This window comes from Eubacterium ramulus, from assembly GCF_003122485.1.
In the GTDB taxonomy this organism is placed as follows: Bacteria; Bacillota; Clostridia; order Lachnospirales; family Lachnospiraceae; genus Eubacterium_I; species Eubacterium_I ramulus_A.
Genome location: NZ_JRFU01000203.1, coordinates 1 through 15,211 on the forward strand (window position 1 = coordinate 1; position 15,211 = coordinate 15,211).

Genomic DNA, 15,211 nt, shown 5'->3' on the forward strand with positions numbered 1-15,211 from the left:
GCTGACCAGAATCACGCACCAAGTCTCACGTGCGTTCGACTTGAATATGGGCAGAATAGAAGTATCAAAGGAGTACATAAATTAATGGGACAGAAAACAAAAGAGAGCTTTTTTACAAAAGACAAAACATTTTACCGTACGTTGTTTCCGCTTTTGATTACTGTTGCGTTACAGAATATTGTGGCATACAGTGTCAATATGGCAGACAACATTATGCTGGGTAGTTACAGCCAGAATGCATTGTCCGGCGCAGCGACGGTCAACCAGATTTTCTTTATGGTGCAGCAGATCACTCTTGGAATCGGAGAGGGATTTGTCGTGTTGGGTGCCCAATACTGGGGACAGCAGCGTATGCAGCCAATTCGGAAACTGACTGGTATCGCGTTAAAACTGGGACTGATCTGTGGAATTATTACCATTTTGATCTGCACCTTCCTGTCACATCAGGTGGTATCTATTTTTACCAATGATCCGGAAATCATTGCAGAGGGTGTATCTTACCTTGGTATCATCAAGTATACTTTCCTGCTGTTTATTATTACAAACGTGCTGATGGCGGCGCTGCGTTGTGTGGAAACTGTAAAGATTTCGTTCTATATCTCAATTGTTTCCCTGATCGTAAACGTTGGCATTAACTATGTATTGATCTTCGGACGTTTTGGCGCACCGGAGCTTGGAATCCGCGGTGCAGCCATCGGAACACTGATCGCACGTATTGTTGAGCTGGCAATTGTTGTGATCTACATGCTGAAAGTCGATAAAAAATTAAAATTGTTCAGCGAAAACTTTATGAAATTTGATGCAGCACTGCGTCAGGATTATACAAAGGTAGAGATTCCGGTTATGTTATCTCAGGTGCTGTGGGCGATCTCCGTACCGTTCCAGACCGCGATCCTTGGACATCTTTCTTCTGATGCGATCGCTGCAAACTCCGTAGCTACTACCTTTTATCAGTATTTGAAGGTAATCGTTGTAGCAATGTCATCTTCCTCAGCAGTTATGATCGGCTCTGCCGTTGGACGTGGAGATATGAAACGAATCAAATCGGATGCACGTACACTGGCAGTCATCGATGTGCTGATCGGTGCGGCATTGGGACTGGCGCTGTTTTTACTGAGAAAACCGCTGCTGACACTGTACAACTTGAATGATTCTGCACTGGTGATGGCAGATCAGCTGATCATCGTTATGAGTTTTATTATGGTGGGAATGTCCTATCAGATGCCGGTAAGTATGGGAATCATCCGTGGCGGCGGAGATACAAAATTTACAATGATGATGAACATGATCAGTACCTGGGCAATCGTTATTCCGTTGTCCTTCATGAGTGCGTTCTGGTGGCACTGGTCTGTTGTCGGCGTTGTTATTATGATCCAGTCCGATCAGGTATTTAAGGGATTGCCGACGTTCCTCCATTTCCGCAGTTATAAGTGGGTGAAGAAGCTGACGCGTGAAGACGCATAAAAAGAGATAAGATAAAATAAGTTTTCCTATGATTTTAAAAGTAAAATCACGATATCTTAAGAAACGCCAGTGAAAATGTATGATATAATGAGCGCAAGAGAGTCAACATGCTTGCATGATTGACGACCGGCGAATGTTGATCATAAGCCGGTTTTGCTTATGATATAATGAGCGCAAGAGAGCCATAGGGAGCTTGATCACTTTTGGCGAACGGCGAAGTGATTGAGTGATGAAATCACGAAATAATGAGCAAAATCATATTAGCATGCTTGTAATACGAGACACATTTTTACGAAGTACTGAAAATCCCCGAAAGGAGTTAATGTATGGCAACGAAGAAAAAGAAAATAAAATCACATGTGAAATATGTCAAGCAGCAGCAAAAGAAGAATCCGGTTTCGGAAGAAAAGTATCAGAAGCGACTGAAAGTAGCCCGGAAAAAAGACAACATGCGCCGGTTGAGAAATTTTTTCATTATTCTGGCAGTTTTGGTCCTGGCACTGTTTATCGGTGGAAATGTGATGCTGAAGAAGGCAACCGGACAGACACTGTTTGGCTGCATGAAAGAGGCAAAGGAACTGGTAGATGAGAGTACACCGGAGACGTTCCGTCTGGCACAGACTTCTTATATTTACAGCGATGACGGCACTCAGCTGGCGGCTTTGTCAGAAGATGTGGATGCCACTTATCTGGAATACGATCAGATTCCGGCAGATGTAGTCAATGCATTTGTGGCAGTTGAGGATCGTACTTTCTGGAAGAACAGTGGTGTGGATTTCAAGGGAATTGTCCGTGTCTGTTTAAATTACGTCAAGTCAAGAGGACAGGTGGCAGAAGGTGCAAGTACGATCACGCAGCAGCTGGCGCGTGGTACGTTCCTTTCCAACGAAAAGACATTATCCCGTAAGATCAAAGAGATTTTTATTGCATGGGAACTGAACAAAAAATACAGTAAAGAGCAGATTATGGAGTTTTACTGCAACAGCTGTTGTTTTGCAAATGGTATTTACGGCGTGGAAGATGCGTCTCAGAAATATTTTGGACGGTCTGTCAATGATCTGTCCCTGTCCGAGACAGCATATCTGTGTGCGATTCCAAACAGACCGGAATACTATAATCCACTGAGAAACAGTGAAAATGCGATTGCCAGAAGAAATAAGATTCTGGAAGATATGTATGAGTGTGGTTATATTACAAAAGAAGATGGCGAATCTGCTTTAGGAGAGAATATTTCTGTAGCATCAGTCAGTGATGAAGATGACAACTTCTATAATTATGAAGTAACTTATGCAATTAACTGTGCAGTACGTTATCTGATGAAGCTGGATGGGTTTGAATTCCAGTATCATTTTGATGACGATGAGGATTATAAAACATACACCAATTATTATGACGAAGCATACAAGCAGGCAAAACATAAATTGTATACAGGCGGTTATAAGGTAACTACCACCATGAATCTGGATGCGCAGAAGGGCTTGCAGAAAGTTCTGAATGAACAGCTGGAAAGTGATGATGAGGTGGATGAATCCACAGGCATTTATGCACTGCAGGGTGCTATGACAGTCATTGACAACGAAACCGGAAAAGTAGTAGCAATCATCGGTGGACGTTCTCAGGATGCCATTCAGCAGACCTATTCTCTGAACCGTGGTTTCCAGAGTTATATGCAGCCGGGAAGTTCTTTTAAACCGCTGGCAGTTTATACACCGGCATTGGAAGAAGGGTATACAGCAAATTCTACATTGACAGAGATTGATGTATCCAGTGCAAAGAAATCTACTTCAGCAGAAATTAAGAAAATGGGTGGAACGAAATACAGTTTACGCCGGGCAGTAGAGCAGAGTTACAATGGATGTGCGTACTCTCTGTTTAATGAGATTACACCAAAGGTCGGACTTTCCTATGTAGAGGATATGAATTTCTCCAGAATTGTAGTATCGGATGATTATAATTTGAGTGCTGCTCTGGGTGGTCTGACAAACGGTGTCAATACCGTTGAGATGGCAAATGCATACTATACTCTGGAGAATCATGGTGAGTATACACAGACAGATTGTATTTCTTCTATTTTGAATTCCAATGGTGACGAGATTTATGAAGATCCAACCAGCAAAAGTGTATACAGCCAGTCTGCAGCAGATCAGATGACAGACATTCTGACTGGTGTGTTAAAGCGTGGTACTGCGGAAGATTTGAACTGGGACAGCGCTTCTGATGTTGAAGCAGCAGGAAAAACAGGTACAACAAATAAAAACAAAGTCGGATGGTTCTGTGGCTATACACCGTATTATACGATTTCTGTTTATGTAGCATATGACGATCAGCGTGCAACGAAGAAAATCTGGGGACATTCTTATCCGGCAAAAGTTTGGAAAGAAGCGATGCTTTTCATGACAGAAGGTCTGGATGCAAAAGATTTTGATCTGGACACAAGGCATTCATCCGGCAGCAAGGATCAGGTTTATGATTTTGATGACTCCGATTCCAGTGCACCGGCAGAGAACGACACAACAAATCAGGCTGATCAGACGCAGAATAATACAAATCAAGGCGATCAGAATAATAACAACAATACAGGTATTGATGGAAATATTCCTTCTGAGACGGATGGTATCAATGGAGGCAATATTCCGGATTCTTCCGATTCCAATACCGGAGATAATACGGGCGGCAATACAGGCGATACTTCCGGTGACAATAAAGGAGATAGTTCTGGTGACAATACGGGTGGAAGTACCGGCGATACTACTGGCGGTTCCACAACAAATGACGGCAATACAACCGGTACAGACGCGAATCAGTAAATTGGATGGAGAAGGAAATGGCAGATAGTTATAGGGTAAGATCATTAAAAAAACCGGCGCAGTGGACGGTAGAGGTTCCGGGGTCTAAAAGTATTACAAACCGTGCATTATTACTGTCAGCACTTTGCAAAGGTCATGTGTATCTGCATGGTGTGTTGTTCAGTGATGATTCCAGACATTTTTTGAGTTCCCTGCAGTCACTGGGATATGATGTACGGATCGATGAAGGACAACATACCGTTGAACTGGAAGGATGTGGAGGTGTCCTTCCGGTGCAGGCTGGTTCCATTCATGTGGGAAGTGCGGGAACCGCAGCACGTTTTCTGACGGCAATGTTGGGCGTATCGGAAGGAACCTTTGTGATCAACGCATCGGAACAGATGCAGAAACGTCCGATGCAGCCGCTTTTTGAGGCGCTGATCAGTCTTGGTGCATCCGTGGAATGGCTGGGAGAGGCATGGCATCTTCCGGTGCGCATCACGGGAGCAGGAGCGCAGATACGGAGTCTGGAGCAGGAAGCGGTGCTGAATCTGGATATCAGCACAAGTACACAGTTTTTAAGTGCATTTTTGCTGATCGCGCCGATGTTTCCACACGGCATACGAATCCATATTACCAGCGAGAAAAAGGATGGTTCCTACATTCGTATTACGAGGAAGATGATGCAGGAATTTGGTGTGGAAGCAGGATTTGACGGCTGCGATTATACAGTAGCACCATTTGATGGTTATCAGAAAACAGAGTATCAGATCGAACCGGACGTATCCGGAGCATGTTACTTTTATGCGGCAGCAGCTATGAGCGGCGGCAGTGCAAAAGTAAAGCATGTACACTGGGACAGCATGCAGGGAGATATGAAATTCCTGAAGCTATTAGAGCAGATGGGATGCAGTCTGACAGAAGAAGCAGATGGAATCCGTCTGACAGGTCCAGTGGATGGATTAAAAGGTCTGGAAGTGAATATGAACGATTTTTCCGATCAGGCATTGACGTTGGCGGCAATCGCGCCATATGCTTCATCTTCGGTAAAAATCACACATGTGGGACATATCCGCGGGCAGGAATGTGATCGGCTGCATGCAATCGTAACGAATCTGAGAAATGCCGGAATCACCTGTGAAGAAGGGGATGACTGGGTGTGCATCCATCCGGGTAAGCCACAGCCTTGCAAGATTGAAACCTTTGAGGATCACCGGGTAGCCATGGCATTTGCTGTGATGGGACTTGGTGCAGAAGGTATTGAGATTTTAAATCCGGGATGCTGTAAAAAAACATTTGAAAACTTCTTTGAGGTGCTGGATGGCTTGTTGAATAAGCAGTAATATAGATGTCCTTGTTATAATGTGTATGACATTTGAGTGGTGATCTGAAAAAAGATAGTAAATTGTTAATTTGTTGACAGAATCTGGGAATGGGTGTACAATTCAAAACGATATAAGAAGAAATAGTTCTAAATAATATCGACAGAAATCCAAAATCAGGTATTATGAATTGGCATTGGTCAGCAATCGTGCAGACATGCCGAAAATGTCAGAGGGAGGACAATTATCATGGCAAGAAGAAAGACATCAAATGTACATACAACAAAGGCAACAACTACAGCAGCTCAGAAAGTTGAGGCAACAAAAGCAGTTGTAGAGGAAAAAGCTGTAGAAGTAAAAGAAGCTGTAAAAGAGACAGTAGCAAAAGCGGAAGAAGCAGCGAAAGAAACTGTAGAGAAAGCTACTGAGGCAGCAGCAGAAGTAAAAGAGACTGCAGAGAAAGCAGTAGAAAAAGCGGCTGAGACTGTTGAGAAAACTGCAGAAGCAGCAAAAACAACTGCAAAGAAGACAGCTACAAAAGCAAAAGCTGCTACAACGAAAAAAGCTACAGCAGCAAAGAAAACAGTAAAAGCAAAAGCGGATGCTGTAAAAACAGAGACTAAGAAAAGAGTAACAAGAAAACCGACCAAGAAGATCGTATTACAGTATCTTGGTAAAGAGTTTGATGAGGCTGAATTAACAGAGCGTGCAATTGCACAGTTCAATTCTGTAGAGGGTGGCGTAGCAGTAAAAACAATTACTATGTATCTGAAACCGGAAGAGGATGCAGCTTACTATGTAATCAATGACCAGTATACTGGTCGCGTAGATTTCTAATATCTGGTTTCGGGTAATTGCGTGGTTTAAAATGTAAGTTATGAAAAGGGTAGTGTAAATTATTCTGTGTAAACCTCTCAGATTGATGATAAAATCATAGGTTTATAGAATACAAAAATATAATGTAATGGGCTGAATGGCATACTTTGCTGTTCAGCCTGTTGTTTATTTAGTAGCATGGATTCTATGGCATGTCAAGGGCGCCCGAGAAAATCGGGCGTTTATTTACCCTTGATATGCGATTGAATCTGTGCTTAATCGATATCCTCTGGCTGGATCCGATCCCCAAAATAGATGCATAACTGATCCAGTGTCAGACCCCAGTCCCAAGCCTTTCCGGTCCATTTTTTTGTGGCATCCATCATTGCCAGATAGAGCATCTTGAAAAGTGCATCATCGGTCGGAAAAATAGTCTTGGATTTCGTAACCTTGCGTAGCTGGCGGTTAAAATTTTCGATGGAATTTGTAGTGTATATTAATTTACGTATCTCAGATGGATATTTAAAATATGTGGATAATTGTGTCCAGTTATTTCTCCAGGATCCAATGGAAGCAGGGTATTTTTTGCCCCATTTTTCTTCCAGATCTTCCAAGGCTGTGAGTGCAAGATCTTCTGTATCAGCTTTGTAAACCAGCTTTAAATCCGCCATAAAGGGTTTTAAATCTTTGTAAGAGATAAATTTTGTAGAATAACGAATCTGATGCACAATACACCTTTGGATCTCCGCCTGTGGGAATACTGCATGAATCGCATCCCCGAATCCGGTCAATCCATCCACAGATACGATCATGATATCCTCTACACCTCGGTTTTTTATCTCGTTGAGGACGGACAACCAGTATTTTGCACTTTCATTTTCTCCTACCCACATGCCGAGGACCTCACGTTTTCCGTTCAGTTTAACACCTATGGCAACGTAAACTGCCTTTTTTACCGTTCGATTGTCCTCCCGAACATGGAAATGTACCGCATCCATAAAAACAATGGCATATTTTCTTTCCAGCGGCCGGTTTTGCCATTCTTTTGCGATAGGAAGGATTCGATCTGTCATATGTGATATCATTTCTGCGGATGCATCCACACCATAAACATCTTTGAGATGAGCGGAGATATCTCTTGTCGTCATTCCTTTTGCATACATAGAAAGTACCTGATCTTCAATGTTTGAGATATCTGTCTGATTCTTTTTCACAATCTGCGGTTCAAAATCTCCCTTTCGATCTCGTGGTATATCCAGATCAATCGTTCCCATTGAAGAGGTGACAGTTTTAGGACTATAACCATTACGGCTATCGTCTGTCTCTTTGTTCTTGTAGTCATACTTGGAATATCCAAGGTGATCATCCATTTCAGCTTCTAACATACCTTGCAGCGTTTCGCCTAACAGGTCTTTCAGCATGTCCTGGATATCCTGAGCATCCTTTGGTTGATAGTGTTCCAACAAGCTGTTGATGAACGCTTTGCGTTCCGGATCCATTTTTCTTCTTCGTGCCATAAAAAAATCCTCCTGAATTGATATTTATTTTAACATCAATCCAAGAGGGTATATAGCTCTTTTAGAGTTTACACAGAATTAATTACAGTCTCATGAAAAGGGACTCTGCTATTTTTTCTTGTCCGCTAACAATCGCTGGACAAGAAAAAATAGCCAGAGTCCCTTTCTTTTTGTCTGTGAGTTTAAACCACACTGCTTACCCTTACGTTGTGACACGAAGTGCAGGGTGGCGCAAAAATTTACCAATTCATATCACTGTGTAAATTAAGAACGTCTGTATTTTTTCTCGAGGAGCGATTGTTAGCGACTGAGACAAAATACAGACGTTCTTTTATTAAAAGTAAATTTGGTAAATTTTAAGCCACCCTAATCTTGGCCTTGTTTGATTTCCCCACGTTCGCAACGATTTCCCCAAGAATCAATGAGTTCCCCATCGCGGTAAACGCAGATGATCTCACAATGGTTTGCACAATTCGGACATACAACTTCTCGTGTCACAAATTCCATATCTGCCACATCAAAGCTGAACGGTTTCTCAATGCCGCATCCGAGTGCAAGGATCGCAGCACCGTAACATCCCATCAGATGTCCGTTTTCATCTACAATGATTTCTTCTCCCAGAGAGTCTGCAAAGGCTTTTACAACGCCTTCATTTTTACTAACACCACCCTGGAATACGATTGGCGGAAAGATTTTCTTACCTTTTCCGATATTGTTTAAGTAGTTATTTGCAACGGCATTACACAGACCGGCAATGATATCTTCTTTTTTGTGTCCCATCTGGATTTTGTGAACCAGATCGGACTCTGCGAATACGGTGCAGCGGGCTGCAATCGGAGTTGGATTTTTACTTCCAAGAGCGATTTTTCCAAATTCTTCTACTTCCACACCAAGACGACGGGCCTGGCTGGAGAGGAAAGAACCGGTTCCGGCAGCACACAGGGTATTCATGGCATAATCCACAGCGACACCGTTTTCCACACAGATGATCTTGGAATCCTGTCCACCGATCTCAAGGATGGTGCGGACATCCGGGTGCAGGGTTGTGGTTCCAACCGCGTGTGCCGTGATCTCATTTTTTACAATGCTGGCGTTGCACATAGCGCCGACAAGTTTACGGGCACTTCCGGTTGTTCCGGCAGCAACGACTTTATATTCATTCTGATCAATTTTTTCTCCAAGGGCTGCGATTACTTTTTTTGCAGCGCCCATCGGATTTCCCTCCGTCCAGAGATAAATTCCAGCGAGGATGTTTTTTTCTTCATCGATAATGACACCTTTGGTGGAAATAGATCCGATGTCAATTCCTAAATATGCTTTTTTCAAGATTCTGTTACTTCCTTTCTCATGGCGATCATATCATAAAATGCTTCCAGTCTGGTCTCGATACCGGTATCACTGGTCTGAGTATCATAGTTTAAGTACAGCACCGGGATTTTGTAGTCGGAGCTGATGTTGTGGAGTACCGGAACGGCATCCATCTCCGGTGTACAACCGAAGGATTTTACGTGAACCAGTCCGTCAAAGCCTTTTTCGGCATAATGCTCTGCCAGGGCGATGGTGGAGATACTGGAACTTCCCATGTCAAATTTGGTGTATTTGCTGGAAAGCTTTTTCTGGATATTGACCCAGAGGGAAGATGGGAATTTGTACAGGTCGTAGGTGAGGTAGCCTTTTAATTTTTTCAGGGTTCCCTCATCCGGACAGAGCAGCACACTGTTGGAAAGGTTCATCCAGCGATGTACTTCCGCACCCATCTGTGCGATTTTTTTCTCAATTTCATGATTAGAATAAGGATCCATAATGGTGAAATATTCACCGACCACACCGACACGCAGCGGATGTTCCGGTTTGTTTTTCGGAATAGCATCAAAATCTGCGATGGTCTGTTTGTAAATGCGGTTGACATCCCTTAATCCCTTTGCTTTGCGAAGCTGTGCCAGAAAACGGTTGTATACTTTATCATAGGAGCCTTTTTCAATTTCAAATCCCATGTTCTGACGGTAGTTGTCTTCCACTTTATCGATAACGGTGATCATTCTGGCAGTGGCAGGCAGCACTTTTACCATCTGAAGCATGGATGCATTTGGGGCAAACTGTCTCATGCCTTTTAACATGCCAATCAGATTTTTGTAGCGGAAGAGAGTCAGATTGAACATGTCAAAATCGTATCCCATATCCTTTAATATCTGTTCATGAAGTTCACCGTAGTAGCCCAGACGACAGGTTCCGCCGGTCTGGATCAGAACGTTGGCACCCTGCTCTAAGGCTTCGATGTAACAGCCCATCATACATTTGAATGGTGCACAGACGAAGTCCGGACTGTATTTTGCACCAAGTTCAATGGTTCGTTTTGTCATGGCAGGCGGAGCCAGATATTCCAGATGCAGACCGTTGTTTACAAAGTACTGGATCGGAATGTCATAGTTTCCCAACTGCGGGTAACAGAGTTTATATTTCTTTTCCGGCATTACAGACGTGCCTCCTTTCGGAAACGGATAATATCAATAAAGCTTTCCAGACGGGTTTCGATACCGGCGTTTCCGTCCTGGCTGTCCAGCAGCAGGTTCAGGATCGGGCGGTCTTTGATCCGGCGGATGATCATCTCGTTGACCATGGAATCAGGTCCACACGGGAATGCGGTAAGCAGGATAATACCATCCACATCGTTGTGATATTTGGAAATCGATCCAAGTAGCTCGCGGTTCATGATCCACGGAACGGCTTTGCAGATATTCAGGGAATCCGTCTGAGCCTGTTTTAAATCTACGGCATCGGAACAGATCGGAACGGCATCCAGCTGTTCGATTCCCTTCATGATCGGTTTTCCGATATATTCATCGTAGAGGTTGTAGCTGTGTCCGACGACAAGGATTTTGATGCGGTCATCGTGCAGTTTTGCTTCCTCTTCCTGAATATGTTTCTCATGTGCTTTCTGCCATGCGGCATATGCTTTCTGATAAGCTTCTTTTGCCTGGATTTCTGAAGCTCCAAGGGAAACACCCAGCATCATGTAAGCCTGTTCCTCTGGACATTTCTGCTGAAGATCCACGTTGCAGGTGATAAATTTAATATCATGATCGCGGAAAGTGTTGGCTGCCATATCATACAGCGCTTCAAAACGGGAGCACATCACGCCGTCTTTTCCGTAGTTTGCGATACGCGGAACAAAGACTGCGTCACATTTTCCTTCCAGTGCGGAGACATGACCGAAAAATAATTTGCTGGAGAGGCAGTTTTCGTCGATGGCGTAGTGACTGCCTGCATCCATAAGTGTCTTATTTGTATGTGGGCTTGCAATGGTCTCGTGACCAAGTTCCCGGAAAAAAGTTTCCCAGAGAACATGGTAACGATAATAAAGTAAAGCCCGTGGTATTCCGATTTTCATATTTTATATACATCCATTCTTTTTAAAATAATTCAGGTAAGCGGCAAACAGTTTTTCATCCACCGGTGGGCAGCTGATGCCGGACTGATTCAGCAGGAGATTTGCTTTGGTACAGTCATAGACCGTGTCTTTGCCGATGAAGTGGCGCAGGACACCAGGGTTGGCGTCAGTACCGCTCTCAAAAAGGCAGGCTAACAGGGTCAGGGCATTTTCTGATGCATCCGCCTGTTTTAATTTGCTTTTCCATGCCGGGAATGAAATATAACGGACTGGATAGTCGCAGGCGCGGATATAAGAAACTGCCTTTTTCACCGGAACCGGCTCCGGGTTGACCAGATTGAATGCCTGATCCATGGCTTCCGGTTTGCGGGAAATGCAGCAGATCGCATCTGCCACAAAATCTACCGGCGTCATATGCATGCAGTAGCTTGTGCGTGGGATCGCCTGCATCTGGATCGTTCCGACGATCATACGGCTGACCATGTCATCCATTTCCCAGATGCCGTTGGCAGCACCAGTGATATCGCCAGGACGATAGATCACAGTGTGAAGTCCGCGTTTCTGTGCAATTCCTACCAGTTTTTCTGATACCCATTTTGTCTCAGAATATGCAAGGGAGAAGCCGTGAGCGGTGTTCAGCGGATCGTTTTCATAGACCCGTTTGCCCTTGTTATTTGGCGTATCATAAACGCTGTAGGAAGATACATAGTGATAATATTTTGGCTGACCGGCGCAGGCAAGGCGCAGGGTTTCCACGGTTCCGTGTACGTTGGTTTCTTTCAAAAACTCATACGGGAACACAAAATTCAGCAAAGCACCGTTGTGGTAGATCACCTGAATTTTTTCTGTCAGCTCCTGCCACAGCTCTTCGGAAAGACCGAATTTCTCTGTGGAGAGATCACCAATGACCGGATGCAGAAATGCGCGGTAAGATTCATCCCAACACTGGTAATGGATCATGTTGTTGATCAGTCGTTCCAGACCGGCTTCTTCGGAGTCTGCACGTACTAGACAGTACAGATTCAGTCCGTCATGCGGATATTGCGTCAGGATCGCACGGATCAGCTGAGCTCCCAGAAATCCGGTAGCACCTGTCAGCAGAATATTTCTGCAATCCTGTGGAGCCACTGTGTAAGCATTTGTCGGCGCAATGGAAGCATCAAGGTTACATTCCTGTTCCAGATCGACTGCTTTGGAAGCTCCTTTGGCACCGGCTAATGTGCGGCGTACATAATTAGCAACACCGGACACGGAGGAATCCAGCAGTACTTCACGTAGATCCAGTTTTACATGGAACCGTTCTTCAATTTTACTTACCAGCTCAAATCCCATCAGGGAATCGCCGCCAAGCTCTAAGAAGGAATCTGTCAGGCTGTACTGTTCGATGTTCAGCACTTTTTCAAAGACAGCTTTTACCTGCAGCAGAATCTCATCTGCTTTGTCAATGGACTTATCAATGATTGTTGTCTCTGAGCTGCCAGTGCGGTATGCATGGCTGCTGTGGAGAATTTTTAATTTTCCCTGCTGATACAGATCTCTTGCTTTTAACATCTGCAGTTTACTGTTGTCTGTACGCGGGATTGCTCCTCTTGGAACAAAAATAATGTCATAGAAGGAGAAGCCGAAGCGCGCGGATACAGCTGCGTTGATCTGACTGACCCGCTTCTGGAAATCTTCTTCTGGTTTGGATTCAACGACAGCGATCACCTGTTCTTTGTTTCCGTTATTCGTGGAGAAAAATCCAAAGGAGGTTGTAGCAAGCGCTGGTACTTTCTGCATGATCAGCGCCTGCAGATCACTTGGGAAGATATTGTGTCCGTTGATGATCAGCATTTCCTTGATTCGTCCAGTGATATACAGATGCCCCTCATATAAAAATCCAAGATCACCTGTTTTATAGAAGTTACAATCATAGTCTTCCAGTTTGACGCGGAAATTAGCATTTTCTTTTAAAGTGCCCCAGTAGCCGTTTGCTACGCTGTCACCGGAAATAAAAATCTCTCCGATATGCAGGTCTGAATATACTTTTTTGGTTTTGGGATTGCCAATGACCACAGTTAGATCTTTGACTGGTTTACCGACACTGACAATTTCTTTGACCTGTGTACCTTCCGGAACTTCGTCCAGAACGATCGCGCGGTTTTTCTGATATGCTTCATAATCCAGCTTTAATACACGGTAATCCTGACTGGCAAAGGTTGCAAGACAGACATTTTCTGCCAGTCCGTAGCCCGGTGCCATGGCATTCGGGGAAATCTGGAACAGTTCGGAAAATTTTTCCACGGTTTCGGCACTGATAAATTCCGAACCGTTCATAAAATGAGTTACCTGTGTCAGTGGATATTTTGCTGCTTCCTCCGGTGTAAAAATACGGGTACATGCATCAAAGGCAGAACCTGGTCCGACAGTCAGAGTCAGATTGAAATCATGCAGCATTTTTACCCACAGCTTTGGATTTTCCAGAAACTGTAACGTAGAGAGAAAATAAGCACAGGCATTGGTGGTGCAGATCGGCATACAGATCGTAACGACCAGTCCCAGATTGTGAAAAAACGGAACCCAGGTACCAAGGGTACCATTGTTAAAATCGTAGCATGCCTGACACTGTTCCAGATTTTTCATCAGTGCTTTCCATGTGACGCGGACGCCTCTTGGTGCGCTGGTGGAACCGGAAGTGTACTGCAGGTAAACCAGACGGTTTTCCGTTGCTTCCACGATCACGTCTTTTCGTTTGTATGGAGTTAGACGATCCGTGTAGATTCGTTTTAAACGGATGACACTGGTAAATGCCTCGCGGATCAGACGGCCGGTGATGCTGACACCGGATTCTTGTTCCATGGCATAGTTGGAAATCAGCGCTTTCGGCTGACAGGATTTCAGCACAGAGATAAAACGTGCTACTTTTCCTTCGTCCAGTGGCGGTGGGATGACGGTGAATGTGACACCTGCCATCATACAACCAAGGATCGCATAAGTAGTACCATAATCCTGCATACTGAAAATAACCGCCCGGTCACCAGGGCGGAGTCCTTTTTTGCGCAGCATGTACGCAATTTCCAATGATTTATGGTAGAGGGCACGCATTGTGATATTTTGCATGTCCCATTCGCCGTTTTTGTATTCCAGAAAACGGTAGATGACACGTTCCGGAGCTTTTTCGGTCTGCGCGGAAAGAATGTCAATGAGTGAGGTTATTTTTTTCATAATGATATACTTTGCTCCTCTGTTTTTCTGATGGATTTCAGAAAGTGTTATCCTATATAAATAATGGGTTTTATCTTATACATATTATATAAGATAGTTTAGCTTTATAATAGTTCATTCTATGAGTTGAATCAAGTTAAATAAGTATAAACTCTTTGTTGTGTCTTTTTTTGCAAGATGAAAAATAAAAATTTACAATTTTATTATAGATTAATAAACATAAAATATAGTATAATGTTGGTATTGCAATATAATTAAAAAGTAAAGGAATGTTATGCCTGAAGACAAGGCAGCTAATACAAATGTATGGAGGTATGATATGAAACAAAAAAACATGGACAAAGAGACAAGAATCAGGAAAGCACAGGAGCGCACAGATGAGTTGTTTCCGGGGAAAGATCTGAATGACATGTATGAGATGTATCTGGAATTTTTCGCGGAATATGAACGGTTGTGGGATGAAGGAAAAAATGTTTCCATGGAAATGCTGGAGTTCCTGAATCGAAACAAAGATCTGATCGAGATCATTGATTATTTTCCACAGGAAGACGAGCCTTTGTGGGAGGAGAGCCGTCGTGTGCTGGAACTTTTATTTACAAGTGATGAACTGGATTAATGCGGAGTTGCTTTTGGGGAGCTGTTATATCAGATGGGAGATGACTCCAACCTCTATAGGTGGTGAGAAACAAGCTAGTATCAGTGGTGGGAGCCAAT

At 43.8% G+C, this 15,211-nt stretch carries 10 protein-coding genes; 5 read left to right on the forward strand and 5 right to left on the reverse strand.

The genetic code is table 11. The features are described 5' to 3' along the window. The 4 genes from LG34_RS15285 to LG34_RS15300 form a co-directional block, all read left to right on the forward strand. On the forward strand, positions 1 to 1,464 hold a 1,464-nt coding region (locus tag LG34_RS15285), incomplete at its 5' end, for an MATE family efflux transporter (RefSeq protein WP_347486825.1). A 326-nt stretch (positions 1,465 to 1,790) separates the two neighbouring features. Further along, positions 1,791 to 4,271: a transglycosylase domain-containing protein gene (locus LG34_RS15290; RefSeq protein ID WP_109216833.1), complete on the forward strand. Its 2,481-nt coding sequence runs from the start codon at positions 1,791 to 1,793 to the stop codon at positions 4,269 to 4,271. A 17-nt stretch (positions 4,272 to 4,288) separates the two neighbouring features. Next, the gene (gene aroA / locus LG34_RS15295; RefSeq protein ID WP_109216834.1) at positions 4,289 to 5,593 is read left to right on the forward strand and encodes a 3-phosphoshikimate 1-carboxyvinyltransferase; all 1,305 of its coding nucleotides are present in this window, start codon (positions 4,289 to 4,291) and stop codon (positions 5,591 to 5,593) included. A 228-nt stretch (positions 5,594 to 5,821) separates the two neighbouring features. Then, positions 5,822 to 6,409, forward strand: coding sequence for a DUF6465 family protein (locus LG34_RS15300; protein ID WP_109216835.1), 588 nt, complete (start codon positions 5,822 to 5,824; stop codon positions 6,407 to 6,409). 254 nt (positions 6,410 to 6,663) lie between these two features. Here LG34_RS15300 and LG34_RS15305 read toward each other — a convergent pair whose 3' ends face one another. The 5 genes from LG34_RS15305 to LG34_RS15325 all read right to left on the reverse strand — a co-directional run bounded on the left by LG34_RS15305 (position 6,664) and on the right by LG34_RS15325 (position 14,497). Next, positions 6,664 to 7,887, reverse strand: a complete 1,224-nt coding sequence (locus LG34_RS15305) for an IS256 family transposase (RefSeq protein ID WP_431602624.1) — start codon at positions 7,885 to 7,887, stop codon at positions 6,664 to 6,666. 384 nt (positions 7,888 to 8,271) lie between these two features. After that, on the reverse strand, positions 8,272 to 9,231 hold the full coding sequence (locus tag LG34_RS15310) for an acyl-CoA dehydratase activase (RefSeq protein WP_109216837.1): 960 nt from the start codon (positions 9,229 to 9,231) through the stop codon (positions 8,272 to 8,274). Beyond that, entirely contained in the window at positions 9,228 to 10,376 is a 1,149-nt protein-coding gene (locus LG34_RS15315) for a 2-hydroxyacyl-CoA dehydratase (RefSeq protein ID WP_109216838.1), read from the reverse strand. The genes LG34_RS15310 and LG34_RS15315 overlap by 4 nt, the downstream gene beginning before the upstream one ends. Further along, entirely contained in the window at positions 10,376 to 11,293 is a 918-nt protein-coding gene (locus LG34_RS15320; protein WP_109216839.1) for an acyl-CoA dehydratase activase-related protein, read from the reverse strand. The genes LG34_RS15315 and LG34_RS15320 overlap by 1 nt, the downstream gene beginning before the upstream one ends. A 3-nt stretch (positions 11,294 to 11,296) precedes the next feature. Then, positions 11,297 to 14,497, reverse strand: a complete 3,201-nt coding sequence (locus tag LG34_RS15325) for a thioester reductase domain-containing protein (RefSeq protein WP_109216840.1) — start codon at positions 14,495 to 14,497, stop codon at positions 11,297 to 11,299. A gap of 319 nt (positions 14,498 to 14,816) precedes the next feature. Between LG34_RS15325 and LG34_RS15330 the strand changes: the two genes are divergently transcribed. Next, entirely contained in the window at positions 14,817 to 15,113 is a 297-nt protein-coding gene (locus LG34_RS15330) for a hypothetical protein (RefSeq protein WP_109216841.1), read from the forward strand. The last annotated feature ends 98 nt before the right edge of the window (positions 15,114 to 15,211 follow it).

Bases quoted from the DNA above. Each gene is read 5' to 3' on its own strand.
- LG34_RS15325 (WP_109216840.1), bottom strand. From the start codon at position 14,497: ATGAAAAAAATAACCTCACTCATTGACATTCTTTCCGCGCAGACCGAA.
- LG34_RS15330 (WP_109216841.1), top strand. From the start codon at position 14,817: ATGAAACAAAAAAACATGGACAAAGAGACAAGAATCAGGAAAGCACAG.
- LG34_RS15305 (WP_431602624.1), bottom strand. From the start codon at position 7,887: ATGGATCCGGAACGCAAAGCGTTCATCAACAGCTTGTTGGAACACTAT.
- LG34_RS15290 (WP_109216833.1), top strand. From the start codon at position 1,791: ATGGCAACGAAGAAAAAGAAAATAAAATCACATGTGAAATATGTCAAG.
- aroA (WP_109216834.1), top strand. From the start codon at position 4,289: ATGGCAGATAGTTATAGGGTAAGATCATTAAAAAAACCGGCGCAGTGG.
- LG34_RS15300 (WP_109216835.1), top strand. From the start codon at position 5,822: ATGGCAAGAAGAAAGACATCAAATGTACATACAACAAAGGCAACAACT.
- LG34_RS15315 (WP_109216838.1), bottom strand. From the start codon at position 10,376: ATGCCGGAAAAGAAATATAAACTCTGTTACCCGCAGTTGGGAAACTAT.
- LG34_RS15320 (WP_109216839.1), bottom strand. From the start codon at position 11,293: ATGAAAATCGGAATACCACGGGCTTTACTTTATTATCGTTACCATGTT.